Below are 24433 nucleotides of genomic sequence, written 5' to 3'. Positions count from 1 at the left end.
GGGCTCAAGCAGGACGTGGGTGGGCTCAAGCAGGACGTGGGTGGGCTCAAGCAGGACGTGGGCGGGCTCAAGCACGACTTCGCCGAAATGGCACAGAGAGTCGACGTGACGCAGGAGGATGTCGGTTGGCTGAAGCGGGGTATGCGTGTCCTACTCGAGCATCAGGGGCTCACGATTGAACCCGACCACGCGGACGGCACGGACGCCTGATCGGCTGCCGTGTTCAGGCGGCGATGGTTCGGGTGAGGCGGTGTAGGGCGGTCGCCGGGACGGTGAGGTGGGCGCCGGTGGGGTTCTTGGAGTCGCGGATGGCGATGGTGGGGGGTGGTGGCGGGGTGGGCGATCTCGACGCATGCCTCCGTTTCGGAGCTGAGGCTGGACTTACGCCACGGAGCGTGACCGAACTCCAGCTGGTGTCTCACCCCCTGTCGTAGCTCGTTTGCGGTTGAGGCTGGCCGAGGAGATGCCGATCCGGTCGGCGGCCGGGCGGGTGGTGAGCTTGGCCTTGCGGCGGAGGTCGCGTAGCTCGACGGCGAGTGCCCGGGCCAGGGACGCGCTGTGCTTGTCCGGCATGGTGCGATCAGATCAGCAGCGCGCCGGGCCGAGGAATTACACGATTGGGCGTAAATCCCAGAATGGGGGGACCTCCCCGGCCCTGTGACGCTGCTGGCATGACCCGAACAGCCGCCGTTCCACCGCTTCCCGAGCCCGAGCTCGACGAGAACGGCAACCTACGACCGTTCACCGCCGACCAGTGCATGGCCGTCTGCACGAACCGAGCCGCCACCTATCCCAGCGCGCGCTTCCTGGTGGTCGCGCTCGCGCCGGACGGGTCGGACATCGAGGACCTCGGCCGGGGTCTCGCGCTGCCGACCACGCCGTCGCGCACCTGCCAACGGTCGGGATCAGCGGCAAGCTCCGCTCCGCACACGCTGCTCGACATGCTTCGCCGCACCATGGACGCGCGCCTGATCTGGGTCGACGCCGAACTCGAGCCCTGGCCGGACTAGTACGTGATGGCGAACGCGGGGTCGGACAGCAGGGCGCCGACGTCCGAGAGGAACTGCGAGCCCTGCTGGCCGTCGATCACCCGGTGGTCGAAGCTCAGGGCGAGCTGGCAGATCTTGCGCGGCACGATCTGGCCGTCCACCACCCAGGGCATGTCGCGGATCGCGCCGAGGGCGAGGATCGCGGACTCGCCGGGGGTGATGATCGGGGTGCCGGTGTCCACTCCGAACACACCGACGTTGGTGATCGTGATCGTGCCCCGGAGCATGTCGGCGGGCGGGGTCTTGCCCTCCCGGGCGGTCGACGTGAGCGCCTCGATCGCCTCGGCCAGCTGGCGCAGCGACATCCGGTCGGCGTCGCGCACCTTGGGCACGATCAGGCCGCGCGGGGTGGCGGCGGCGATGCCGAGGTGCACGTACTCCTTGTAGATGATCTCGCCGGCCGTGGCGTCGAACACCGCGTTGACGTCCGGAGTTCGTTGCACGGCAAGGCATACGGCCTTGGCGGCGAAGGTCAGCGGGGTGAGCTTGACGCCGCGGAAGGCCGGGTGGTCCCTCAGCTTGGCGCGCAGCTCCATCATCGGGGTGACGTCGACGGTGAGGAACTCGGTGACGTGCGGCGCCGTGAACGCACTGTCCACCATGGCCTGCGCGGTCGCCTTGCGCACGCCCTTGACCACCACGCGGCGCTCGCGCGTAGCCGGGTCGTAACCCTCCACAGTGGACGCATCGGGGACCGCACCGCCGGCGGCCCGCTCGACGTCCTCGCGGGTGATCACCCCGCTGGCGCCGGAGCCGGACAGGGCGCGCAGGTCAACGCCGAGCTCGCGGGCGAGCTTGCGCACCGGGGGTTTGGCCAGCGGGACGTAGTAGCTGCCGGCCGGCTCCATCAGCTCGGCCGGGGTGTCCGGCACCACCGGCAGCGGCTCCGCGGGCGGAGCCGGTGGGGTGGGCGGGGCCGGCGTGCGGGCGAAGGCGCTCTGCAGGGAGGCGGCCGGCGCCTTGGTGTCCTTGCGGGCCCGGCGCTTGGCCGCGCCGGACTTCGGGCCGTAGCCGACCAGCATGGCCGTGCTGCCGTTCTCGGTCTGCTCCTCGGCCTTCGGCTCGGCGGAGGCCGAAGCGGTGGGTGCGGCGCCGTGCGGGTCGACGTCGATGGTCAGGATCGGCGACCCGACCTCGACGGTCTCCCCCGGCTGGGCGTGCAGCTCGGTGACCACACCGGCCCACGGGCAGGGCAGCTCGACCGCGGCCTTGGCGGTCTCGATCTCGACGATGATCTGGTTGACCGCCACCTCGTCACCCGGCTGGACGTGCCAGGTGAGGATCTCGGCGTCGACCAGCCCCTCGGCGGTGTCCGGCAAGGGGAACACCTTGTAGTCAGGCATGCGTGATCCCCTTACCAGGCAAGCGAACGGTCGACGGCGTGCAGCACCCGGTCGAGGTCGGGGAGGAAGTCCTCCTCCAGCTTCGACGGCGGGTACGGGGTGTCGAACCCGGTCACCCGCAGGATCGGCGACTCAAGCGAGTAGAAGCACTCCTCCTGCACCCTGGCGGCGATCTCCGCGGACAGCGAGCTCTCCCGCGGCGCCTCGCTCACCACCACCAGATGCCCGGTCCGGCGCACCGACTCGTACACCGGCTCGAGGTCCATCGGCGACAGCGCCCGAAGGTCGATCACCTCGAGCGACGTGCCCTCCTCCGCGGCCGCCATGGCCGCGTCCAGGCAGGTCTTCACCATCGGCCCGTAGCTGACCAGGGTGGCCTTGTCGCCGCGGCGCAGCACCCGCGACTTGAACAACGGATACGGCTCGGCGTCGACGTCGAGCTGACCCTTCTCGTAGTAGCGCCGCTTGGGCTCGAAGAACAGCACCGGGTCGTCGCAGCGGATCGCCTGCTGGATCATCCAGTACGCGTCGACGGCGTTGGAGCAGGCCACCACCTTCAGGCCCGCGGTGTGCGAGAAGTACGACTCCGGGGACTCCGAGTGGTGCTCGACCGCGCCGATGCCGCCGCCGAACGGGATCCGGACCACCAGCGGCAGCTTGATCTTGCCCTGGCTGCGGAAGTGCAGCTTGGCCACCTGGGACACCAACTGGTCGAACGCGGGGAAGACGAACCCGTCGAACTGGATCTCGCACACCGGCCGGAACCCGCGGATGGCCAGACCCACCGCGGTGCCGATGATCCCGGACTCGGCCAGCGGCGTGTCCAGCACTCGGTGCTCGCCGAAGTCCTTCTGCAGCCCGTCGGTGATCCGGAAGACGCCGCCGAGCTTGCCGACGTCCTCGCCCATCACGATGACCTTGGGGTCGGCCTCCATGGCCGCCCGCAGGCCCTGGTTGAGGCTCTTGCCGAGCGTGACGGTCTGGGTGCCCGACGCCGCGCCGGCGGTCTTGTTCATGACCGGGGTAGCCATCAGTGCGCCTTCCTAACACTCGAGCCCGCAAGCGACTCTTCGGCCGAGAAGCCGGCCAGGTACTCGAGGAACTCGTCGCGCTGCGCGTCCAGCTGCGGGCTCGGCTCGGCGTAGACCTGGCTGAACATGCGCTCCGGCGGCGGATCCGGCATGTTCACGCAGAACTCGCGCAGCTCCTTGGCGAGCTGGTCGGCGTCGGCCTGCACCGAGTCGAGGAACTCCTGATCGGCCATCTCGTGCCGGATGAGGTGCACCCGGACGCGCTCGATCGGATCCTTCAGCTTCCACGCCTCCAGCTCGTCGGACAGCCGGTAGCGGGTCGGGTCGTCGGTGGTGGTGTGCGCGTCCATCCGGTACGTGTAGGCCTCGATCAGCACCGGACCGTTGCCGTGCCGGCATTCGTCGAGCGCCCACCGGGACACGGCCAGCGAGGCCAGCACGTCGTTGCCGTCCACCCGCACGCCCGGGAAGCCGTAGCCGCGGGCCCGCTGGTAGAGCGGCAGCCGGCTCTGCCGCTCGGTCGGCTCGGAGATCGCCCACTGGTTGTTCTGGCAGAAGAACACCAGCGGCGCGTCGTACACCGACGCCCAGACGAAGCCCTCGTGCACGTCGCCCTGGCTGGTCGCGCCGTCGCCGAAGAAGACCATCGTGGCCTCGCCGTCGTCGTCGCCGACCTTGCCCTCGAACCGCTGGCCCATCGCGTACCCGGCCGCGTTGAGCACCTGGTTGCCGATCACGATCACGTACAGGTGGAAGCGCTTGGCGATGGGATCCCAGCTGCCGTTGTCGGTGCCGCGGAAGATGCCGAGCAGCTCCTCCGGCCGCACCCCGCGGCACCAGGCCACGCCGTGCTCGCGGTAGCTGGGGAAGGCCATGTCCTGCGGCTTGAGCGCCCGGCCGGCGCCCACCTGGGCGGCCTCCTGGCCGAGCAGCGGGACCCAGATGCCCAGCTGGCCCTGCCGCTGCAACGCGTTGCACTCCCGGTCGGCCCTGCGCACCAGGACCATGTCGCGGTAGTACCCGCGCAGGTCCTCGGCCGTGACGTCGGCGACGTAGCGGTCGAACACCGGGTGCTCGAGCCGTTCACCCTCCGGCGTAAGGAGCTGGACCAGCTCCGCGCCACCTTCGCTCGTCGCACGCAAACCCGCGATCACCTGCTCGGCCGTAGGGGTGGCAGCGGTGGCGGCGGGTGCATCCCCGGGTTCCGGGTGCGTCCACTGTTCTGGGGACGACATGCGCGTTCTCCTTGGTGCCGTGTCACAGGGTCACTTGTGGCGACTGACTGTGGCTAGTTACTGGCCGCGCCGCCGGATGCCACCGCCTCGGGTAGTAGGCGGTCGGTCGACCGTCGGCGCTGACGGTCCTTGGCTTCCATCCTGACATGAGCACACCCCGTCTTGTGAGCCCACTGGGTGCGATGCTTCCCGATCGCAGCGCGCTGAACTGGGAAAACGATAGGACGCCCGATCGTAGGTCGTCCTCGAGCGCGGCTGGAAGGTAGCCGGCGGAAACACCGTGACCGCCCGGTCGCGGCTCGTGAACGCGGCTGCTCATCCGCCGTCGACGGGTGTCGCCCGCGGGCGCGGGCGGGAACTGACGCGCCCGCGGGCACCTTCGAGGATGCCGGCCCCGCGGCGCGCCACACCTCCCTCCGCGGTCCCATTCGCTCTCCCTCTCAGGGTTGAGCCGGATGGCAGGATCGAACGGGTGGACTCCGCAACGATGCACAAGAGCATCCGCCAGACCTGGGACACCGACATCCTGCCGAGCCTGGTCGAGTACGTCGCCATCCCCGCGCTCTCGCCCGCGTTCGACGCCGACTGGGCGCGGTCCGGCCACCTGGACGCGGTCGTCGAGCACATGCGCTCGTGGATCGAGCGGCGCGGCCTGCCCGGGGCGACGGTCGAGATCCTGCGGCTCCCCGGCCGGACCCCGGTGCTCGTGCTGGACGTGCCGGCGACCGAGGGCGTCCCGGCCGAGGCGGGCACCGTGCTGCTGTACGGGCACCTGGACAAGCAGCCGCCGTTCGGCGAGTGGTCGTCCGGGCTCGGCCCGTGGACCCCGGTGCTGCGCGGCAACCGGCTGTACGGCCGCGGCGCGGTGGACGACGGCTACTCCGGCTATGCGGCCACGACGGCGATCGAGTCGGTGCTCGCCGCGGGCGGGCGGCACGCCCGGTGCGTGGTGATCCTGGAGACCTGCGAGGAGTCCGGGAGCCCGGACCTGCCCGAGTACCTCGAGCGGCTGCGCCCGCGCCTCGGCGAGGTGTCCCTGGTGGTGTGCCTGGACTCCGGTGGCTACGACTACGAGCGGCTGTGGCTGTCCACGTCGCTGCGCGGCCTGATCGCGGCCGTGGTGACCGTGCGGGTGCTGGCAAGCGGGCTGCACTCGGGCCTGGCCAGCGGGATCGTGCCCAGCTCGTTCCGGGTGCTGCGGCTGTTGCTCGACCGGCTGGAGGACGCCGAGACCGGCCGGGTGCTGTTGCCCGAGATGCACGTGGAGATCCCCGCCGACCGCATCGCCGAGGCCCGCGCGTCGATCGAGACCACGCCCGGGGCGGTGCGCGAGGCGTTCGACCTTCCCGACGGCCTGCGGCTGATGGCCGAGGACGAGCTGGAGCTGCTGCTCAACAACACGTGGCGGCCGACTCTGTCGGTGATCGGGGCGTCCGGCTTCCCTGAGCCCGCCAACGCCGGCAACGTGCTGCGCCCGCACAGCACGCTGGCGCTGAGCTTCCGGCTGCCGCCCACCGCCGACGCCAAGGCGGCCCTGGTCGCCCTGCGCGCGGCCCTCACCACGGACGTGCCGTACGGCGCGCAGGTCGCGATCGGCGGCATCGAGGCCGAGAACGGCTGGAACGCCCCGGCGATGGCCCCATGGCTTCGGTCTACTTTGGACAACGTGAGCGACACGGTGTTCGGCAACCCGTGGCGCACGGCCGGCGTCGGCGGCTCGATCCCGTTCATGGGCCTGCTCGCCGAGGCCTACCCGGACGCCCAGTTCGTGGTCACCGGGGCCGCCGGCAAGGACAGCAATGCCCACGTCCCGGACGAGTGGCTCAACCTCGACCAGGCCGCCCGCGTCACGCACGCCGTCGCCATGATCCTCGACGCGCACGCCGCGCGGTTGGGCGGGCCGGGTGCGGCATGACGGCCGCGTGGTCATCGACGACCCGTGGGGGGCCGGCGCCTAGCCGGTGCTCGCCTGATCGCGTTCTTCCTCGATGCGGAGTTTGGCGAACCTCAAGTGTGAAAGGACGGGCGAGCTTGGCTGATGGCTCAGACTTGAACGGTGACTGAACGAGCGGAGCACGCCAGGTTGGCCGAGTCGCCGACGGCCGAGTCGCCCTGGCGGCTCTGGGGGCCGTACCTGGCGGCCCGGCAGTGGGGGACGGTTCGGGAGGACTACTCCGACAACGGCGACGCCTGGGGGTACTTCGGCTTCGACGCGGCGAGATCGCGCGCCTACCGGTGGGGCGAGGACGGCATCGCCGGGATCTGCGACCGGCACGGGTTCCTCAACTTCGCGCTGGCCCTGTGGAACGGCCGAGACGAGATCCTCAAGGAGCGGCTGTTCGGCGTCACCAACAACGAGGGCAACCACGGGGAGGACGTCAAGGAGCACTGGTGGGTGCTGGACGGCACGCCGACCCACTCCTGGATGCGCGTGCTCTACCGGTACCCGCAGGCCGCCTACCCGTACCGCGAGCTGCGCGCGATGTCGGCCGAGGCCCGGCGCGAGGACCGCGAGCCGAAGCTGGCCGACACCGGAGTGCTCGACGAGGACCGGTTCTTCGACGTCACGGTGACCTACGCCAAGGCAGCGCCGGACGACATCTGCGTGGAGATCACGGCGGTCAACCGGGGGCCGGACCCGGCGCCGCTGCACCTGCTGCCGCAGCTGTGGTTCCGCAACACCTGGTCGTGGGGCCGGGACGCCCGCCGGCCGGCGCTCATCGCGTCCACAGCGGACGGTTGGGCCAGGGTGGTGGCCGAGCACTCCCGGCTGGGCCGGTACACGCTGCACGCCAGCGGGGCGCCGACGATGCTGGTGACCGACAACGAAAGCGACGCCATCCTGCTGTTCGACCGGACGGTGAACCCGAGCCGCTACACCAAGTCCGGCATCGACAACCACGTGGTCAACGGCGTCGCCGACTCATGCCAGGTGGTGCTGCCTGGCACCGCGTCGCAGCCCGGCACCAAGGCGGCGGCCTGGTACCGCTTCGACGCGGTGGAGCCGGGCGAGGAGGTCACCATCCGGCTGCGGCTGATCGCCGGGTCCGGGCACGGCCGGGCGTTCGGCCCGACCTTCAAGTCCACGATGGACACCCGGGAGCGGGAGGCCGACGAGTTCTACGCCAGCCTGCCGATGCCGGCCGAGGCGGACGAGCGCAAGGTGGTCCGCCGGGCGCTGGCCGGTCTCATGTGGACCAAGCAGATCTACCGGTTCCGGCTGCGGCACTGGCTCGACGGCGATCCGGCCAGCCCGCCTGCGCCCGCGGCGCGCCGCCAGCACTACGCGCGCAACGTGCACTGGCGGCACCTCGACGTCGCCGACGTGCTGTCCATGCCCGACGAGTGGGAGTATCCCTGGTTCGCGGCCTGGGACCTGGCCTTCCACATGGTCGGGTTCGCGTTCGTGGATCCGGCGTTCGCCAAGGAGCAGCTCCTGCTGCTGTGCCGGGAGTGGCTGATGCACCCCAACGGCCAGCTGCCCGCGTACGAGTGGTCGTTCGGCGACCCCAACCCGCCGGTCCACGCCTGGGCCGCCCTGCAGGTGTACCAGGCCGAGCTGGCCGCGACCGGCTCCGGTGACCGCGCCTTCCTGGCCCGCGTGTTCCACAAGCTGCTGCTCAACTTCTCCTGGTGGGTCAACAACAAGGACGCCGACGGCAACTACCTTTTCGAGGGTGGCTTCCTCGGCATGGACAACATCGGCCCGGTGAACCGGTCCGCCCGGCTGCCCGAGGGCTGGTGGTTCGAGCAGTCCGACGCGACCTCGTGGATGGCCACCTACTCGTTGCACCTCATGCAGATCGCGCTCGAGCTGGCCCGCGCCGACGAGGCCTACGAGGACGTGGCCACCAAGTTCGTCGAGCACTTCCTGTCCATCGCGCAGGTCTCGGCGCGGTTCGGCTCCGACTCCCGTGGCATCTGGGACGAGGAGGACGGCTTCTGCTACGACCTGGTGTCGCGGCACCGGCCGGACGGCACCGTGGAGTCCCAGTTCGTCCACGTCCGCTCGATGGTCGGCCTGATTCCCGTGCTGGCCTGCGCGACGCTGGAACCGTGGGTGTTCACCGAGCTGCCCAACTTCGCCGCACGGCTGAACTACCTGCTGCGCCACCAACCCGAGTTCGGCCAGTTCATCACCTGGCAGACGGGTGCGAACGGCTGCCGCCGCGCCCTGCTGTCCCTGCTCGACTCCGACAAGCTGAGCCGCGTGCTGGCCACCATGCTCGACGAGGCGGAGTTCCTGTCCCCGTACGGGATCCGCTCGATGTCCGCGGCGCACCGGGACGGCATCGCGGTGGAGATCGCCGGCGAGCACCACGGGGTCGGCTACGAGCCCGGCGAGTCGCACACCCCGATGTTCGGTGGCAACTCCAACTGGCGCGGCCCGATCTGGTTCCCCACCAACGCACTGCTCGTGGAGGCGCTGCACGAGCTCGACGAGTTCCACCACGGCGCCTTCTCCGTCGAGCTGCCGACCGGATCGGGCAACCGGGTCACGCTCGGCGCGGCCGGCCAGGACCTGTCCCGCCGGCTCGCCGCGCTGTTCCTGCCGGGGCCGGACGGCCGGCGCCCGGCCGACGGCAAGCGGATCGAGGCCAGCGACTCACCGCTGTGGTCCGACCACATCACGTTCAACGAGTACTTCGACGGCGACACCGGCGAAGGGCTCGGCGCCTCTCATCAGACCGGCTGGACCGCCCTGGTCGCGGTGCTGCTGCTCGGTTGGCCGGCCACCCGGGCCGGACGCGGCTGACCTGCCGGTGTCCGGTTAAGACAGCGCAACGAGTGAGTGCCAGGACGCGCCTGACCCGCGGCCGCGGTTGGGACTGGGCCAGACGAAGTGGCAGGATGCGGACACTCGAGCTGATGATGACGAGGAGTGACATCGTGGTACGTCCATCCAAACTCAGGGTGCTCGCCTTGTTGCCGGCGCTGGCCATCGCGGTCGCCGGCTGCGGGGACGACTCCACCCCGCCCGCCAGCCAGCCGACCGGCGGGGGTGGCCAGCCGCAGGTCGCGCTCGTCCAGCCGGGCACGCTGACCAACTGCACCGGGCTGCCGTACAAGCCGTTCGAGTACGAGGAGGGCGGCAAGGTCATCGGGTTCGACATCGACCTGGTGGACCTGGTGGCCAAGAAGCTCGGCGTCACGCAGAAGATCGTCGACACCCCGTTCGACGGCATCCAGTCGGGCGCGGACTTCAACGCCGGCAAGTGCGACCTGTCCTCGGCCGGCATGACGATCACCGAGGACCGCAAGAAGGACATCGACTTCTCCGACCCGTACTTCGACGCCACCCAGGCCCTTGTCGCCAAGAAGGGCTCCGGTCTCGACGACATCACCAAGCTGTCCGGCAAGAAGCTGGGCGTGCAGAACGAGACCACCGGCCAGGACTACGCCGAGAAGAACGCCAGCGGCGCCTCGCTGGTCAACTTCGAGGACCTCGGCCTTGAGCTGCAGGCGTTGGAGACCGGCGCGGTCGACGCCGCGATCAACGACAACGGCGTGCTCTACGACTGGGTCAAGGACAAGCCGGACTTCGAGGTGACCAAGGAGTTCGACACCGGCGAGCAGTACGGCATCGGCGTCAAGAAGGGCAACACCGAGCTGCTGAAGGTGATCAACGACGTGCTCGCGGAAGTCAAGTCGAGCGGCGAGTACGACCGCATCTACGAGAAGTGGTTCGGCAAGAAGCCGACCAAGTGAGTCGCTGACCAGGGGGCCTACGCTGTGATCGCGTAGGCCCCCTTTCGCTCGTGGAGAATCCCCGACTCGAGGAGTGCCATGGCCCTGTCCAAGCGGAAACGCGCGCAGGTCTTCCGCGGCGTGCAGTACGCGATCCTCGTGGCGGTCATCGTGATCGTCGCGTTCACCGCCAACTGGGGGCGAATCGCCGACGCGTTCCTCGATGCCGAGGCGGCCGGCGGCATGTTCCCGGGCGTCCTTACCGTCGGCCTGAAGAACACCGTGATCTACACCGCGCTCGGGTTCAGCTTCGGGGTGGTCCTCGGGCTGATCCTGGCGCTGATGCGGCTGTCCAGCGTCCGGGTGTACCGGGTGCTCGCGGCCATCTACATCGAGTTCTTCCGCGGCCTGCCGGCCCTGCTGGTCATCCTGGCCGTCGGCACGGCCATCCCGCTGGCGTTCCCCGGCGTCATCCTCGACAAGTACGTGGCGCTCATGCTGGCGCTGGGCATCGTCGGTGGGGCGTACATGGCCGAGACGTTCCGGGCCGGGCTTCAGGCGGTGCCGGCCGGGCAGGTCGAGGCCGCCCGCTCGCTGGGCATGTCCACGACGAAGACCAACACCTGGGTGGTCATCCCGCAGGCGTTCAAGATCATCCTGCCGCCGCTGACCAACGAGCTGATCCTGCTCACCAAGGACTCGTCGCTGGCGCTGTTCCTCGGCTCGACGGTCGACGAGTACGAGCTGACCCAGTACGGCCGCGTGGCGCTCAACCAGTTCCGCAGCCTCACCCCGGTGCTCGTCGCCGGCGTCTGCTACCTGATCATCACGATCCCGCTGTCCTACCTGTCCCGGTACCTGGAGCGGCGTACCGGCGGAAAGAAGATCAGTTCCCCCGAGTCGACCGGGCTGGAGGTCGCCGCATGAGTAGCCAGGTAACGGGAACCGCGTCCGACGTCGCGGTGGAGATCACCGGGTTGACCAAGTCGTTCGGCCCGCTGCAGGTGTTGCGGGGCATCGACCTGCGGGTCAACCGGGGCGAGGTGGTGTGCGTCATCGGCCCGTCCGGCTCGGGCAAGTCCACCCTGCTGCGGTGCGTGAACCTGCTCGAGGAGCCCGACGGCGGCACGGTGATCGTGGACGGCGTCGACCTGACCGACCCCGACTGCGACATCGACTCCGCGCGCCGCCGCATCGGCATGGTGTTCCAGTCGTTCAACCTGTTCGCCCACCTCAACGTGCTGAACAACCTGACCATCGCGCAGCGCAAGGTGCTCGGCCGCGACCGGGCCGCCGCCCAGGAGATCGCGCTGGCCAACCTGGAACGCGTTGGCCTTTCGGAGAAGGCGAACTCGCTACCGAACCAGCTGTCCGGCGGTCAGCAGCAGCGGGTGGCCATCGCGCGCGCGTTGTCCATGGATCCGGACGTGATGCTGTTCGACGAGCCGACCTCGGCGCTGGACCCCGAGCTGGTCGGCGACGTGCTCAACGTGATGCGCAAGCTCGCCATCGAGGGCATGACCATGCTGGTCGTGACGCACGAGATGCTCTTCGCCCGCGAGGTGGCCGACAAGGTGCTGTTCATGGACGGCGGGCTCATCGTCGAGGAGGGCCCGCCGGATCAGGTCATCGGCGACCCACAACAGGAACGCACCCGCACCTTCCTCGCCCGCGTGCTCAACCCGATCGGCCAGCGCGAGGGCGACGGTTAGTCGTAGCACAGGAACCTTGCGTGATGCCTTCCCATCGGATTGTCTGGGATCCGGTGGGAGGATCAGGAAAGGTTCACCATGGCAGAGCCCGACGCGCCCGGTGCCGGCATTCTCGACCCGCTCGAGGAATACCCGCCGACGTGGGCGTACATGGACGCCGAGGACGTGGTGCGGGAGGTCCTCGAGCGCGACGCCGGCGGGGTCTTCCGGTTGCGGCGCAGACCATCCGTGGCGCCGGTGCTCACCGTGTCGGACCGGTTCCTGGTGGGCACGCTGGATCTGCGCGCGGTGGAGCTGCCGTACCTGCTGGAGTTCATCCGCTGCCGGTTCCAGCACGCGCCCGACCTGCGCCAGGCCAAGCTCGCCGGCATCGAGTTCAACCAGTGCTGGCTCCCCGGGCTCGACGCCCGCAACCTCAGCAGCGAAAACGACCTGAAGCTGGTCGACGGCACCGTCGTCGACGGCCCGGTGGACCTGACCGACGGAGACATCCGCGGCTCCCTCGTGCTGGCGGGCTGCCGGATCAACGTGCCCGACGGCATCGCCCTGCACGCCTGCCGGCTGACCCTGGCCGGCGCCGTGTCCGCGCCCCGGCTGCAGGTCTCCGGCGAGGTGCGCATCCCCGGCCTGCGCGCCGGCGGCAACGTGAACCTGGCCGGCGCCCGGCTGTCCAACCGGAAGGGATTCTCGCTCAACGGCAACGGGTTGCAGATCGGCGGCAACATGCACATGACCAGCGACCCGGCAACCGGCCGGTTCGCGTCGGTCGGGCGGCTGTTCCTGCCGAGCGCCCGCATCGAGGGCGACTTCTCGCTGCGCGGGGCGATCCTGGAGCCCCCGCCCGAAGAGGTCACCCAGGTCCCGGTCGACGAGCGGTTCTTCGACCCGGAGGCCACGCTGATCGCCGACCGGGTGCACGTGGCCGGCAACGTGGACGTCGACCAGGGCTTCGAATCCACCGGCACGCTGCGGATCGTCAACGCCTCCATCGGCGGCACGCTGCGGCTGACCCGGGCGACGGTCGACCTGTCCGGCGGCGCCGAGTCGTTCGAGGAGCGGGCCGACGGCTCGGTGCAGGGGCCGTACCCGCATCGCGCGCTGCACCTGGACGGCACGGAGATCCGTGGCGGCATCGACGCGCGCAACGCCCGGATCGCCGGCCAGGTGCGGGTGGTGGACCTGGTCGCGCAGGGCAGCGTGGTGCTCGACGGCGCCGTCGTGTCCAATCCCCACGGCGACGCGGTGGAGGGCAGGCGGTTCACCACCGGCGGCAACCTCGACGGCCGCGGGATCACGGTGTTCGGCTCGATCCTGTTGCCTGGCGCGAAGATCGGGTCCAACGTGGACCTCGGCGGCAGCCGGTTGAGCAACCCCGGCCACTACCGGGACGGCAACCCCAAGCCGGCGGTCGACCTCCGGGTTGCCCAGATCGGCCGGGACCTGATCTGCGCCGACCGGTCCGGCCAGCCGTTCTCCACGCAGGGGGAGATCCGGATGCGCCGCGCGGAGATCGGGCGGGAGACCAACTTCCGCGGCGCCGAGCTGGGTTCCGAGCTGACGGTGACCGCGCTCAACGCGTTCGGCCTGATCACCCAGGAGCTCCGGCTCGACGTCGGCGTCGCGCCGCGCGGCCGGGTCAGCCTGCGGCACGCCCGGTGCGCCTCGTTCGCCGACAACGAGAAGTTCTGGAACGCCGAGGAGCGCATCGATCTCGACGACTTCCGCTACGACGCGCTCATCCGGCCGATCGCCCTTGACGACGACGCGCAGATCAAGCTGCGGCTGAAGTGGCTGCGGCACGCCATGCGGGACGTCTACCGGCCCGGCCCGTACGACCAGTTCGCCGCCATGCTGCGGGCGAGCGGCAACGAGGAGCACGCCGCCACCGTGCTGATCGCCAAGCAACGCCGGCGCTACGTGGCGCTCTCCGAGGGCTACCGGGTGCTCGGCCCGCTGGTGCGCGTCTGGAGTTGGCTGCAGCTCTGGATGGTCGGCTACGGCTACCGCCCGATGCGGGCGCTGTTCTGGCTGATCGCCTGCCTGGCGTTCGGCACGACCTGGTTCGCCGTCCAGCCCGTTCCACAGCCGGTGTCCGTCGACGACGCCAACCTGGTCTGGAACGCCCCACTGTACACATTGGACCTGGTCATCCCCATCGTCGACTTCGGACAGAAGAATCGCTGGGAGTTCGTCGGAGTATCCCAATGGATCTCCACCGCCCTGGTCGCCGCCGGCTGGATCCTCGCCACCACCGTCGCCGCCGGCCTCACCCGCATGCTCCGCCGCAGCACCTAGGAGCACCAGCGCGGCCCCCGGCCATCCGCCCGGCACCCGAACTTCGCCGAGCCCGACACATCCAGCCAGCCCCCCACCCGTCCTGGGGTGGGGGGCGGGTTCGTGGGCCAGTCTAGCCGCACGAACCAGCTGTTGATCTTGATTGCCCGGGTGGGTGTGGACAACTTGCCGGGCTGTGGATGGCGGGGTTGACAGGTTCGTAGCCGAATGGCCCTTCCGAATCCGGGCGGCGTGACGGAGGATGCCGTCTCATGCGGAGCGCGACTCGAACCCTCGTCCTGTCCGGCCTGGTCACGGTGGCTCTCGGGGTGGTGACGGCGCCCATGGACGCGGCGCCGACCACCGGGGTCGGGCAGGTGTTCATGGTGAACCCGGTGCAGTCCTCGGGAAACCAGAACCTGGTGGACGCCAGGGATTCCGCGGCGGCGGTCGCATCGTCCGACTACGTGCTGGTGCCGCTGCGGAACCTGGACGGGTCGGGGACGCTCACCGGGCGGTGGGTGAACGTGCGCGCCGAGACGGGCACGCCGGCGCGGGCGCCGGACGGGCGGTTCGTGTACGACCGGCACGAGGACCAGTTCGAGCAGGTCATGGCGTACTTCTGGGTCAACCAGGCGCAGGAGTACCTGCAGTCGCTGGGGTTCGGCTCGACGCTGCCGGCGGTCAACGCCGAGTCGCAGGACGTGCGGACCAACCAGTGGGGCGCCGACAACTCGTTCTCCTGGGACAAGCATGACCTGATCAAGCTCGGCAAGGGCGGGGTGGACGACGCCGAGGACGCCGAGGTGATCGTGCACGAGTACGGCCACGCGGTGCACGACGCGCAGGTCACCGGGTTCGGCGCGTCGCACGAGGCCGGCTCGATCGGCGAGGGCTTCGGCGACTACCTGGCGGTGACGGTCGGCCTGGCCGCGGCCGCGCAGTACGGCTGGCCGGTCAACGCCCCGGCGCCGTGCGTGGCGGACTGGGACTCGGTCAGCTACACCAGCACGGCGCCGCACTGCCTGCGCCGGGTGGACGGCGCCAAGACGTACGGCGACCAGGTGGGCGAGGTGCACCGGGACGGCGAGATCTGGTCCAGGGCGCTGTGGGACATCCGCACCGCGCTTGGCGCCCCCACCGCGGACCGGATCATCGTCAACGCCCAGTTCGGCTTCGCGCCGGACACCTCGTTCTCCGCCGCGGCGTCGACCACCATCGCGACCGCGCAGGCCATGTTCGGCTCGGCGGCGGCCAACGCCGTGCGAGCGGCGTTCGCGGCCAGGGAGATCCCCGGCATCTAGCACACCCGTCAACCGCTCGCCAGGCGACGGATACCATGCCTCGGTGCCAGAACTGAAACTCGAGATCACGATGCTGCACGACAGGGTGTTGGTGCGGCTCACTCCCGAGGAAGGGGAACGGCGCAGCAGTGGGGGCATCGTCATCCCGGCGACGGCGCAGGTGGCGCGGCGGCTGGCCTGGGGAGACGTGCTCGGCGTGGGAACGAACGTGCGCAACGTCAAGGTGGGTGACCGGGTGCTGTTCAACCCCGAGGACCAGTTGGAGGTCGAGGTCCAGGGTCGGCCCTACCTGGTGATGCGCGAGCGGGACATACACGCCATGGCCAGTGAACGCACCGAGCACGGGACCGGCTTATACCTCTAGGGAGGGTGTCGTGGGGCAACACCTTTGGCCCGAGACGCATGCGGAGCAGACCGACCTGCTCCCACCCATCCTGGTGGTACCCCCCGACGAGGCGCCGACGGTCCGCGCTCCGCACCCGGACCACCAGCGCAAAGCGCTGCGCCGCGCGGGAATTGTGGCCGGCGCGGTCTTCGGCGTGCTCGCCGTGCTGTACGTGGTCGACCTGCTGGTGACCAGCGGTGACGTGCCGCGCGGGGTGACGGTGGCCGGGGTCGACGTCGGCGGGCTGTCCGACGCCGAGGCCGAGCAGAAGCTCCGCCGGGAGATCGAGCCCCGGCTGAGCCAGGTGCAGGTGCGGGTCGGCGACGCCGACGAGGTGATCGACCCCGCGCAGGCCGGGCTGCGCCTCGACTGGAAGGCGACCCTTGAGCGGGCCGGCGACCAGCCGCTGAACCCGATCACCCGGATCGCGTCGTTCTTCGGCAGCCGCGAGGTCGGCGTCGCCACCAGCACGGACAACTCCGCGCTCACGGCCGCCGTCGAGGCGCTGCGGGTGAAGACCAACCGGGAGCCGGTCGAGGGCGGGATCAGGTTCGACGGCGTCGACCCCGTCGCGGTGGAGCCGCAACCAGGCCGGATGCTGGACGCCGAGCCGGCCCGCAAGAAGATCATCGACGACTGGGCCCGCGGCGGGACGATCGAGCTGCCGGTGACCAGCACCCCGGTGAAGACGACCTCGGAGGGCGTGCACGCGGCGCTGGACCAGATCGCCAAGCCGGCGGTGTCCGGACCGGTGGTCGTGCACGGCGAGGGCAAGGACGCCACGCTCGAGCCGCCGGCCATCGCCGCGGCGCTGCTCTTCGAGCCGGACGGCAACGGCGGCCTGACCGCCAAGGTCGACCCGGCCAAGCTCGTCGAGGCGGTGCAGCCGCAGCTGGCCAGCACCGAGAAGGAGGGCAAGGACGCGGCGATCGTCTTCGAGGGCGGCCGACCGACCGTGCAGCCGTCGCAGGACGGCAAGGCGATCGACTGGGACAAGAGCTTCGCCGGGCTGCTCGACATCCTCAAGCAGCCCACCGGCCGCGAGGTCAAGGCGCTGTACACCACCAAACCGGCCAACGTCACCACCGAGCAGGCCGAGAAGCTGGGCATCAACGAGGTGATCGGCGAGTTCACCACGGGTGGGTTCGCGGCCGACTCCGGCCAGAACATCCGGACCGTGGCGCGGGAGGTCAACGGTGCCATCGTCAAACCCGGGGAGACGTTCAGCCTCAACGGTTTCACCGGCCCGCGGACGGCCGCGCAGGGTTACATCGAGGCCGGTGTGATCAAGGACGGCGCACCGGGACGCGAGGTCGGCGGCGGCATCTCGCAGTTCGCCACGACGCTGTACAACGCCGCGTACTTCGCCGGCATGAAGGACGCCGGCCACAAGGAGCACAGCTACTACATCAGCCGCTACCCGGCCGCGCGCGAGGCCACGGTGTTCCAGAACGCCAACGGCGGCAGCGTGATCGACCTCAAGTTCACCAACGACGCGCCGACCGGCGTGGCGATCCAGACGATCTGGACGCCGTCGAACATCACGGTGAAGATCTGGGGCACCAAGCGCTACATCGTCGAGTCCATCACCGGCGCCCGCACGAACTTCGTCGAGCCACAGGAGAAGCCCGGTCCCGCCGAGAAGTGCATACCCACCAACGGGATCCAGGGCTTCACCACGTCCGACACCAGGGTGATCAAGGACCTGTCCGGCCGGGAGATCCGCCGCGACACCCGGACCGTGCGCTACAACGCACAGCCCAAGATCGTCTGCCCGCCGCCCGCCTAGGCGCTGGTCCCCGCGCGGGACTTCGGGTAGACGGCCGCGGCGATCATCACCGCGAGCACGGCCGCGATGACCTGGAAGATGTGCCGCCACCAGTCAAAACCGCCGGTGTAGCGTACGCCGACCCAGGTCGCGACCAGGTTGCCGATCAGGGCACCCACGATGCCGGCCACGATGGTCAGCCAGAAGGGGATCTTCTGCTCGCCCGGCGCGATCATTCGTCCGATGACGCCAAGGATGATGCCCGCGATGAGTAGGCCAATGATGGACCCGAACGACCACGTCATGTCTGCTCCTTAGCGAGTGCCGCACACTCTCTGTGAAGAGAGTGCCACTCCTCGGCCCGCGCCGCTCGCCGAAACGGGCGGTTTTCGTTTCGCGGCCGTCCGTGCTGGGCATCTAGCTCGCAAAGCACGAGGAGGCGCGCCGATGTCAACCCCAGGGAGCATGGTCAGAACGGCCCAACGCAGTACCCCGATCGCCGTGCTCGGCCGGGCCGGAATGGTCTGCTACGGCGTCGTCCACCTGATCGTCGCCTATCTCGGCGTCCAGATCGCGGTCGCCGGCAACGGCCAGTCCGCCGACAAGTCCGGCGCGGTCGAGGAGATCGCCTCGACGTCGTTCGGCGGGATGCTGCTGTGGGTGCTGGCCATCGGCCTGTTCGCCTTTGCGCTGTGGCAGGTGCTGCTGGCCATCGTGGGGTACGGCTGGCGGCACAAGAAGCGCACCCGTGTGTTCAAGCGGATCGGCGCGGCCGTGCGCGCCGTGATCGCCGTCTCGATCGGCGTGACGGCCGTCAGGGTCGCCTCGGGCGCCGGCAGCGCCGGGGACGGTGATCAGCAGCAGCAGAACTTCACCGCCAAGGTGCTCGAGTTACCCGCCGGCCGGATCCTCGTCGGCCTCGCGGCGCTGATCGTGCTCTGCTACGGCATCGCCGCCGTCTCGTCGGGCGTGCGGCGCTCGTTCATGAAGGACCTGAACACCTCGGAGCTACCGGCGGGCAGCCAGCAGTGGGTCCGCAGGCTCGGCATGATCGGCTACATCGGCAAGGGCGTCGCCATCGGCATCGTCGCGATCCTGCTCGGGCTCGCCGCCTTCCGATCCAACCCCAACGAGGCCGGCGGCCTGGATGCGGCGCTGCGCACCCTGGCCGACCAGCCGTTCGGGACGTTCCTGCTGATCGCCGTGGCGCTCGGCTTCGCCGGCTACGGCGTCTACTGCTTCGCCGCGGCCCGTAGCCACCGGACCGCTTAGAAGGCGGCCTCGTCCAGGTCCATCAGGGAGTTGTCGGCCGACTCGACGATCGTGCGGCCGGCGGACAGCTCGGGCAGGACGTTGCGGGCGAAGAACGAGGCGACCGCGATCTTTCCCGCGTAGAACGCCTTGTCCTTGTCGGACAGCGGGTCGGCGGAGTCCAGCCTGGCGATCGCCACCTCGGCCTGCCGCAGCAGCAGCCAGCCGATCATCAGGTCGCCCGCGGCCATCAGCAGTCGCACGCTGTGCTGGCCGACCCGGTAGACGCTGCGCGGGTCCTCCTGGGACGCGGTCAGGAAGCCGATCATCGCGCCGAGCATGCCCTGCACGTCCTCGAGGGCCTGCTTGAGCAGCAGCCGCTCCTCCTTGAGCCGGCCGTTGCCGTGCTCCGCCTCGATGAACTCGGTGATCTCGCCGGCGATGTGGGCCAGCGCCTGACCCTTGTCCCGCACGATCTTGCGGAAGAAGAAGTCCAGCGCCTGGATCGCCGTGGTGCCCTCGTACAGCGAGTCGATCTTCGAGTCGCGGATGTACTGCTCGATCGGGTAGTCCTGCAGGAATCCCGACCCGCCAAGGGTTTGCAGCGACTGGGCGAGCTGCTCGTAGGCCCGCTCGGAGCCGACGCCCTTGACGATCGGCAGCAACAGGTCGTTCACCCGGTCGGCAAGGGCCAGCGACTCCTCGTCGCCGTCGCCGGTCCAGATCTGGTCCTGGTACGTGGCGGTGTACAGGTAGACCGCCCGCAGTCCCTCGGCGTACGCCTTCTGCAGCATCAGGCTGCGCCGCACGTCCGGGTGGTGGGTGATCGTCACCCGCGGCGCGGTCTTGTCCAGCATCTTGGTCAGGTCCGCCCCCTGCACCCGCTCCTTGGCGTACTCGAGCGCGTTCAGGTAGCCGGTGGACAGCGTCGCGATCGCCTTGGTGCCGACCATCATCCGGGCGTACTCGATCACCTGGAACATCTGCGCGATGCCGTCGTGCTTCTCGCCCAGCAGCCAGCCCTTGGCCGGGCGGCCGTGCTGGCCGAAGGTCAGCTCGCAGGTGGTGGAGACCTTCAGGCCCATCTTGTGCTCGACGTTGGTGGCGTACACGCCGTTGCGCTCGCCGAGCTCACCGGTCTGGGAGTCGAAGTGGTACTTGGGAACCAGGAACAGGCTCAGGCCCTTGGTGCCGGGGCCGTGCCCCTCGGGCCGGGCCAGCACCAGGTGCATGATGTTCTCGGTCAGGTCGTGCTCGCCCGAGGTGATGAAGCGCTTGACGCCCTCGATGTGCCAGGACCCGTCCGGCTGCTTGATCGCCTTGGTCCGCCCGGCGCCGACGTCGGACCCCGCGTCCGGCTCGGTGAGCACCATCGTCGCGGCCCAGCCACGCTCGATCATCAGCTGCGCCCAGTGCCGCTGCTCCTCGGTGCCGTTGCGGTGCAGGATCATCGCGAAGTTCGGCCCGGCCATGTAGATGAACAGCGCCGGGTTGGCGCCGAGCAGCAACTCGGAGGCGGCCCACTGCACCGACGGCGGCAGCCCGAGGCCGCCCAGCTCGTCGGTCAGGCCGATCCGCCACCACTCGCCGTCCAGCAGCTGCTGGTAGGACTTCTTGAAGGAGTCCGGAAGCGTCACGCTGTGGGTCTTGGGGTCGAACACCGGTGGGTTGCGGTCACCGTCGGCGAACGACTCGGCGAACGGTCCCTCGGCCAGCTTCGCGAGCTCGCCGAGCACCCCGCGGGCGGTGTCGGCGTCCACGTCGGACAGCGCGCCCCTGCCGAGCCGGTCCTGCACGCCGAGCACTTCGAAGAGGTTGAACTCCAGGTCCCGGACGTTGCTCCTGTAGTGGCCCATGTCGTTGCTCCCTGTCAGCGGCGGGGCTCGGCGATGCTACTCGTCGGTAATATGAGGATATTACCTGCGGGTAACCCCCGGCAAGGACAGTGGATCGCATCCCGCTTGACGATCGCTATGGCCTGCGTCACGTCCTACGCCTCGGCCAAGTCATCGTTGTCATCGGGTCCGTCGTGTCGGGTGTCGTCCGGGGAGAGCACGCCGAACCGGAACGCGACCGCGACCGCGTGGGTCCGGTCCCGGGCGGCCAGCTTGCGCAGGATGCTCTTCACATGGGTGCGGATGGTCTCCACCGACACGAACAGGATCTTGGCGATCGCCTGGTTCTCCAGCCCGTCGGCGATCAGCTGCAGCACCTGGTACTCGCGCCGGGACAGCGGCTGCTGCACCGGGCCCGGCAGGTGCGCGAGCTTGCCCCGCGGCGCGGTGAGCATCGGCGTCAACGCCACGTCCAGGTAACGCCGCTCCGCGTGCACCGTCCGGATGGCGTCGACCATGGCCCCCTGCTCGGCCGAGCGCAGCACCAGCCCGTGCACCCCCGCGGCCAGCGCGCCGGCGACGTACTGCGTGGTCCGCTGCGGCTCGGCGACCAGCACCAGCACGGTCAGCTCGGGGTCGCTGCCGACCAGCATGTGGCTCAGCTGGCTGCGCGGATCCAGCGCCGAGTCGACCAGCATCACGTCCGGCCGGAAGCGCTCGCACAGCTGCAGCGCGGCGTTCGGCCGGTCCGTCGCCCCCACCCAGCGCAGCCCCGGCGTCCGGTGAATCAGGGCCGACATGCCGTCCCGGAACAGCGGAACCCCGTCCACCAGCGCGACCGCGAGCCCACCCATGCGTAACGGCCGCCGACTGCTGCTGCCTGACATTCGTCCTCCCGGCCTTCACCCGTTGGTGGGGTGACGCGTCCGGGGCAGCTCTGTGACGTGTTCCCTGCTCCTTGTCCCGATCGGCCGGCCAAACGGGCCAAGTGGACGTATGCCTGTACGTATGGCGGACAGTTAGTCACGCGATGTTGGCACTGATTACAGTGTGCGCCACTCTCACGGTCGATGGTCTGCGAGCGACAAAGGGTGTAGTTGTGATCTGGGAGCCCGAAGACCGGACGAGTAGAGGGGGCGGATTCGGTGGAGGCTGGCACCAACCGCAGTGCTCAGGACTGGTTCCGACGCATGCTCGAGACCGGGCTCGCACCGGGCCTGCGCTCCCTCGGCTTCACCGGCGCCGGCCGCCGCTTCCGGATGGCCGTCGACGGCCACTGGGCCGAGGTCGCCGTCATCCAGGCCCGCTCCGTCACCGAGGGCCGCGTCCGCTTCACCCTCCACCTGCGCGTCAGCACCCGCGACGAGTGGGTCGAGCAACTCCGCGTCCGCCCGTACTACCCCGCCCCGGCCCGTGACCCCCGTCCCGCCTGGGAAGCCCCCATCGGAGCGCTGATCCTCGTCGCCGGCCACCCCATCGAGGACCTCTGGTGGGAGCTCGAGGTCGGCAAACCCTTCGACTCCTTATCGGCCGAGGTCCTCACCACCCTCCGCGTCCACGGCCTCCCCGCCATCTCCCACCACCTCCACACCCCCCGCTAGTTGTGTATGCTCAGCCCGCCCCGCGGATGTAGTTCAATGGCAGAACATCAGCTTCCCAAGCTGAGAATGCGGGTTCGATTCCCGTCATCCGCTCCAGGCCCGCCTCGCGATCATGGGAGCGGGCCTTCGTGATCTTCCAGGGTCAGCCCGCGATGATCGTCGCGGCGAGCGCTGTGCGGTGATCTTTGGTCCAGGGCGGGCCCAGGGTTGCGCGGGGGGCGTGGAGGACCTCGGCTGCGCGGTCACCGAGTATGCGGGCCGCTTGGCTTTCCACATCTTTGGCGTCAGAGAGGTGGAGAGCCCAGCCGCGGTCGCGGGCGAGGTCGGCCAGTATCTGGCGGTACATGAGGAGTCGGTGCGGGCCTCGTAGGGGCGCGGCGTTGGATGGCGAGGTCGTCTGGGAAGTCCAGGGGCCAGGAGCGCAGGGATATCGAGACGATCGGCTCGGGTAGGGCGGCGGCGAGCTGATCCAGCGAGGCTGATGTTGCCCGGACCGCCGACGCGCGCACCTCCGCAACCAGCGCGGCTACGGCGGTATCGTCGAGCGGTTTGCCCTCGTGGTGGATCGGCGCCGCCGGCATGCCGGGCTCGATCAGCTCGATCCGCCGGCGGTCCACGACCTGGTGGTCGGCCGGTGCCGTGACGGCCACTGCCCAACCGAGATGATGGGCGATGCCCAGTCGCACGCGGACGACTCTACGTCGGATGGGGATACGGCCAGCAGGTAGTGTGCTGCCTCGGCACGCTGGAGGGAGCATGGCAGACGAGACCGGCAGGTTCGGCGACACGGCACAAAGATTGGCGAGGAATCCGCTAGGTATTATCGCCTTGTTCATCGTGCTGGTGTATGGATTGGCCGCCTTGGTCACGGCTTTCTCCGGGTCTTTGTCCTCCGCCGAGCGGTTACCACTGATCTATTTTCTGGTTGTCTTTCCAATCCTTGTTCTGGGGGTCTTCGCGTGGTTGGTCAGCCGGCACAGCAACAAGTTGTTCTCTCCTCGAGATTTTCAGAACGAGGAGAACTACGTCAAAATGCTGTCCGCGACGGCCTCCCTCGCTGTCGCGTCGGTCAAGTCTGAGACCACGGTGTCGGAGGAGACGCTCGGCGACCTTGTCCGGACGGTGCGGGAGTCCGCCGGCGTCGCTCGAACCGTCGGTCCCGGACCGCATGCGGGCAACCGGATACTGTGGGTCGACGACCGGCCCGAGAACAATATTCACGAGCGGCGCGCGATGGAGGCCATGGGTCTGGTGTTCACGCTCGCGTTATCCACGGGCGAAGCGCTCGACCTGCTGAGCACGAAGCGCTTTGCGGCGATCATTTCGGACATGGGGCGGAAGGAAGGTCCGGACGAGGGCTACGTTCTGCTCGAGAGCGTGCGCCGCACGGACAAGCACACTCCTTTCTTCATCTACTCGAGCTCCAATGCTCCCGAGCACAGACGTGAGGCTCGGAGCCGGGGTGCTCAGAGCAGTACCAATGATCCCCAGGAATTGTTCGGGATGGTCATGCGCGCCGTCGTCAATCCGGCTGAGCATGTGAGTTAGCTCGCCACGTGGTCGTGCGGCGGGATGAACCGGGGGTGTCGATGCCCGGGGCGAGGCGATCACTCACAGGGTGGAAAACGCTGCCGTGCGGTCGTGCGGGGGTGAAAGGGCTGGTAGGGAGGCTGGTAGGCGATCACTTCGGGTGTGGTCGTCGTAGCTGAGAGGAAGCACGGCAATGCCTCGTCTTCGTGATGCACTCACCGTCGTGGCTACCGGAATCGTGCTGACCGTTCTGGGTGCGGGAACCGCTGCGGCCACGACAGCGGACTGCGTGCCGACCACCGAGTGCCCGGCGGTCGAGACCTGCGCGGGCGGGCTGAATCTCGAGGGGTTGCTCAACCTCGAGGGCCTGCTCGGCGGCCTGTTCGGCGGAGGATGCTGCTAGGTCACCCGTGCGGGCGTCTCCGGG

Annotated in this window: 22 protein-coding genes, 1 tRNA gene and 1 pseudogene; 16 read left to right on the top strand and 8 right to left on the bottom strand. The window is 69.4% G+C overall.

The window, feature by feature from the left end; translation table 11 throughout:
• Nucleotides 1–210: hypothetical protein (locus VGX25_RS28460; protein ID WP_326921000.1), on the top strand; the 210-nt coding region annotated here is incomplete at its 5' end.
• Between the two features lie 13 nt (nucleotides 211–223).
• On the opposite strand, the pseudogene VGX25_RS35830 reads toward VGX25_RS28460, so the two are convergent.
• Nucleotides 224–319 (bottom strand): annotated as a pseudogene (locus tag VGX25_RS35830) (DUF397 domain-containing protein); the annotation flags it as partial.
• 62 nt (nucleotides 320–381) lie between these two features.
• On the bottom strand, nucleotides 382–573 hold the full coding sequence (locus VGX25_RS28455; protein WP_326920999.1) for a hypothetical protein: 192 nt from the start codon (nucleotides 571–573) through the stop codon (nucleotides 382–384).
• Between the two features lie 98 nt (nucleotides 574–671).
• On the opposite strand from VGX25_RS28455, the gene VGX25_RS28450 reads away from it, so the two are divergent.
• Nucleotides 672–1010, top strand: a complete 339-nt coding sequence (locus VGX25_RS28450; protein ID WP_326920998.1) for a hypothetical protein — start codon at nucleotides 672–674, stop codon at nucleotides 1008–1010.
• Here the strand turns inward: VGX25_RS28450 and VGX25_RS28445 are convergent.
• Genes VGX25_RS28445 through pdhA form a run of 3 tightly spaced genes read right to left on the bottom strand, consistent with a single transcriptional unit; the run spans nucleotide 1007 to nucleotide 4658 of the window.
• Nucleotides 1007–2392, bottom strand: coding sequence for a dihydrolipoamide acetyltransferase family protein (locus VGX25_RS28445; RefSeq protein WP_326920997.1), 1386 nt, complete (start codon nucleotides 2390–2392; stop codon nucleotides 1007–1009). The genes VGX25_RS28450 and VGX25_RS28445 overlap by 4 nt on opposite strands.
• Nucleotides 2393–2403: 11 nt before the next feature.
• Nucleotides 2404–3423: an alpha-ketoacid dehydrogenase subunit beta gene (locus VGX25_RS28440; RefSeq protein ID WP_326920996.1), complete on the bottom strand. Its 1020-nt coding sequence runs from the start codon at nucleotides 3421–3423 to the stop codon at nucleotides 2404–2406.
• On the bottom strand, nucleotides 3423–4658 hold the full coding sequence (gene pdhA / locus VGX25_RS28435; protein WP_326920995.1) for a pyruvate dehydrogenase (acetyl-transferring) E1 component subunit alpha: 1236 nt from the start codon (nucleotides 4656–4658) through the stop codon (nucleotides 3423–3425). The genes VGX25_RS28440 and pdhA overlap by 1 nt, the downstream gene beginning before the upstream one ends.
• Before the next feature lie 463 nt (nucleotides 4659–5121).
• On the opposite strand from pdhA, the gene VGX25_RS28430 reads away from it, so the two are divergent.
• From VGX25_RS28430 to VGX25_RS28390, 9 genes are all read left to right on the top strand, one after another.
• Complete coding sequence (locus VGX25_RS28430) at nucleotides 5122–6573, top strand: M20/M25/M40 family metallo-hydrolase (RefSeq protein WP_326921002.1); 1452 nt, start codon at nucleotides 5122–5124, stop codon at nucleotides 6571–6573.
• 141 nt (nucleotides 6574–6714) lie between these two features.
• Entirely contained in the window at nucleotides 6715–9414 is a 2700-nt protein-coding gene (locus VGX25_RS28425; protein WP_326920994.1) for an MGH1-like glycoside hydrolase domain-containing protein, read from the top strand.
• A gap of 95 nt (nucleotides 9415–9509) precedes the next feature.
• The gene (locus VGX25_RS28420; RefSeq protein ID WP_326920993.1) at nucleotides 9510–10367 is read left to right on the top strand and encodes a basic amino acid ABC transporter substrate-binding protein; all 858 of its coding nucleotides are present in this window, start codon (nucleotides 9510–9512) and stop codon (nucleotides 10365–10367) included.
• Nucleotides 10368–10445: 78 nt separating this feature from the next.
• Nucleotides 10446–11273 (top strand): amino acid ABC transporter permease, encoded by an 828-nt coding sequence (locus VGX25_RS28415; RefSeq protein WP_326920992.1) that lies wholly within the window; start codon nucleotides 10446–10448, stop codon nucleotides 11271–11273.
• Nucleotides 11270–12058, top strand: coding sequence for an amino acid ABC transporter ATP-binding protein (locus VGX25_RS28410; RefSeq protein ID WP_326920991.1), 789 nt, complete (start codon nucleotides 11270–11272; stop codon nucleotides 12056–12058). The genes VGX25_RS28415 and VGX25_RS28410 overlap by 4 nt, the downstream gene beginning before the upstream one ends.
• Before the next feature lie 78 nt (nucleotides 12059–12136).
• Nucleotides 12137–14353, top strand: coding sequence for a hypothetical protein (locus VGX25_RS28405; protein ID WP_326920990.1), 2217 nt, complete (start codon nucleotides 12137–12139; stop codon nucleotides 14351–14353).
• A gap of 251 nt (nucleotides 14354–14604) precedes the next feature.
• A complete protein-coding gene (locus VGX25_RS28400; RefSeq protein ID WP_326920989.1) occupies nucleotides 14605–15636 on the top strand; it encodes a M4 family metallopeptidase in 1032 nt (343 codons plus the stop codon).
• Nucleotides 15637–15706: 70 nt separating this feature from the next.
• Nucleotides 15707–16000: a co-chaperone GroES gene (locus tag VGX25_RS28395; RefSeq protein WP_326921001.1), complete on the top strand. Its 294-nt coding sequence runs from the start codon at nucleotides 15707–15709 to the stop codon at nucleotides 15998–16000.
• Between the two features lie 10 nt (nucleotides 16001–16010).
• On the top strand, nucleotides 16011–17810 hold the full coding sequence (locus VGX25_RS28390) for a VanW family protein (RefSeq protein WP_326920988.1): 1800 nt from the start codon (nucleotides 16011–16013) through the stop codon (nucleotides 17808–17810).
• Here the strand turns inward: VGX25_RS28390 and VGX25_RS28385 are convergent.
• A complete protein-coding gene (locus VGX25_RS28385; protein WP_326920987.1) occupies nucleotides 17807–18094 on the bottom strand; it encodes a GlsB/YeaQ/YmgE family stress response membrane protein in 288 nt (95 codons plus the stop codon). The two genes, VGX25_RS28390 and VGX25_RS28385, sit on opposite strands and share 4 nt — an antisense overlap.
• 160 nt (nucleotides 18095–18254) lie before the next feature.
• Here VGX25_RS28385 and VGX25_RS28380 point away from each other — a divergent pair, with 160 nt between their 5' ends.
• Nucleotides 18255–19061: a DUF1206 domain-containing protein gene (locus VGX25_RS28380; RefSeq protein WP_326920986.1), complete on the top strand. Its 807-nt coding sequence runs from the start codon at nucleotides 18255–18257 to the stop codon at nucleotides 19059–19061.
• Here VGX25_RS28380 and VGX25_RS28375 read toward each other — a convergent pair.
• Together VGX25_RS28375 and VGX25_RS28370 are read right to left on the bottom strand one after the other, a co-directional pair.
• The gene (locus tag VGX25_RS28375) at nucleotides 19058–20896 is read right to left on the bottom strand and encodes an acyl-CoA dehydrogenase (RefSeq protein WP_326920985.1); all 1839 of its coding nucleotides are present in this window, start codon (nucleotides 20894–20896) and stop codon (nucleotides 19058–19060) included. The two genes, VGX25_RS28380 and VGX25_RS28375, sit on opposite strands and share 4 nt — an antisense overlap.
• 134 nt (nucleotides 20897–21030) lie before the next feature.
• Nucleotides 21031–21762: a response regulator transcription factor gene (locus VGX25_RS28370; RefSeq protein ID WP_326920984.1), complete on the bottom strand. Its 732-nt coding sequence runs from the start codon at nucleotides 21760–21762 to the stop codon at nucleotides 21031–21033.
• A 303-nt stretch (nucleotides 21763–22065) separates the two neighbouring features.
• On the opposite strand from VGX25_RS28370, the gene VGX25_RS28365 reads away from it, so the two are divergent.
• From VGX25_RS28365 to VGX25_RS28350, 4 genes are all read left to right on the top strand, one after another.
• The gene (locus VGX25_RS28365; RefSeq protein WP_326920983.1) at nucleotides 22066–22476 is read left to right on the top strand and encodes a DUF4304 domain-containing protein; all 411 of its coding nucleotides are present in this window, start codon (nucleotides 22066–22068) and stop codon (nucleotides 22474–22476) included.
• A 22-nt stretch (nucleotides 22477–22498) separates the two neighbouring features.
• A tRNA-Gly gene (locus VGX25_RS28360) sits at nucleotides 22499–22572 on the top strand.
• Nucleotides 22573–23232: 660 nt separating this feature from the next.
• Nucleotides 23233–24024 (top strand): response regulator, encoded by a 792-nt coding sequence (locus VGX25_RS28355; RefSeq protein WP_326920982.1) that lies wholly within the window; start codon nucleotides 23233–23235, stop codon nucleotides 24022–24024.
• Between the two features lie 205 nt (nucleotides 24025–24229).
• Nucleotides 24230–24409, top strand: coding sequence for a hypothetical protein (locus tag VGX25_RS28350; RefSeq protein WP_326920981.1), 180 nt, complete (start codon nucleotides 24230–24232; stop codon nucleotides 24407–24409).
• The last annotated feature ends 24 nt before the right edge of the window (nucleotides 24410–24433 follow it).

The organism is Actinophytocola sp. (genome assembly GCF_035942955.1).
Lineage (GTDB): Bacteria > Actinomycetota > Actinomycetes > Mycobacteriales > Pseudonocardiaceae > DASYTH01.
This window is presented reverse-complemented; position numbering and strand designations above follow the sequence as displayed.

Excerpts from the sequence above, each read along its gene's own strand:
- VGX25_RS28445 (WP_326920997.1), bottom strand. The coding sequence starts at position 2,392 with ATGCCTGACTACAAGGTGTTCCCCTTGCCGGACACCGCCGAGGGGCTG.
- VGX25_RS28415 (WP_326920992.1), top strand. The coding sequence starts at position 10,446 with ATGGCCCTGTCCAAGCGGAAACGCGCGCAGGTCTTCCGCGGCGTGCAG.
- VGX25_RS28365 (WP_326920983.1), top strand. The coding sequence starts at position 22,066 with ATGCTCGAGACCGGGCTCGCACCGGGCCTGCGCTCCCTCGGCTTCACC.
- pdhA (WP_326920995.1), bottom strand. The coding sequence starts at position 4,658 with ATGTCGTCCCCAGAACAGTGGACGCACCCGGAACCCGGGGATGCACCC.
- VGX25_RS28370 (WP_326920984.1), bottom strand. The coding sequence starts at position 21,762 with ATGTCAGGCAGCAGCAGTCGGCGGCCGTTACGCATGGGTGGGCTCGCG.
- VGX25_RS28375 (WP_326920985.1), bottom strand. The coding sequence starts at position 20,896 with ATGGGCCACTACAGGAGCAACGTCCGGGACCTGGAGTTCAACCTCTTC.
- VGX25_RS28400 (WP_326920989.1), top strand. The coding sequence starts at position 14,605 with ATGCGGAGCGCGACTCGAACCCTCGTCCTGTCCGGCCTGGTCACGGTG.
- VGX25_RS28455 (WP_326920999.1), bottom strand. The coding sequence starts at position 573 with ATGCCGGACAAGCACAGCGCGTCCCTGGCCCGGGCACTCGCCGTCGAG.
- VGX25_RS28410 (WP_326920991.1), top strand. The coding sequence starts at position 11,270 with ATGAGTAGCCAGGTAACGGGAACCGCGTCCGACGTCGCGGTGGAGATC.
- VGX25_RS28385 (WP_326920987.1), bottom strand. The coding sequence starts at position 18,094 with ATGACGTGGTCGTTCGGGTCCATCATTGGCCTACTCATCGCGGGCATC.
- VGX25_RS28395 (WP_326921001.1), top strand. The coding sequence starts at position 15,707 with ATGCTGCACGACAGGGTGTTGGTGCGGCTCACTCCCGAGGAAGGGGAA.
- VGX25_RS28450 (WP_326920998.1), top strand. The coding sequence starts at position 672 with ATGACCCGAACAGCCGCCGTTCCACCGCTTCCCGAGCCCGAGCTCGAC.
- VGX25_RS28380 (WP_326920986.1), top strand. The coding sequence starts at position 18,255 with ATGGTCAGAACGGCCCAACGCAGTACCCCGATCGCCGTGCTCGGCCGG.
- VGX25_RS28440 (WP_326920996.1), bottom strand. The coding sequence starts at position 3,423 with ATGGCTACCCCGGTCATGAACAAGACCGCCGGCGCGGCGTCGGGCACC.
- VGX25_RS28355 (WP_326920982.1), top strand. The coding sequence starts at position 23,233 with ATGGCAGACGAGACCGGCAGGTTCGGCGACACGGCACAAAGATTGGCG.
- VGX25_RS28405 (WP_326920990.1), top strand. The coding sequence starts at position 12,137 with ATGGCAGAGCCCGACGCGCCCGGTGCCGGCATTCTCGACCCGCTCGAG.
- VGX25_RS28420 (WP_326920993.1), top strand. The coding sequence starts at position 9,510 with ATGCGGACACTCGAGCTGATGATGACGAGGAGTGACATCGTGGTACGT.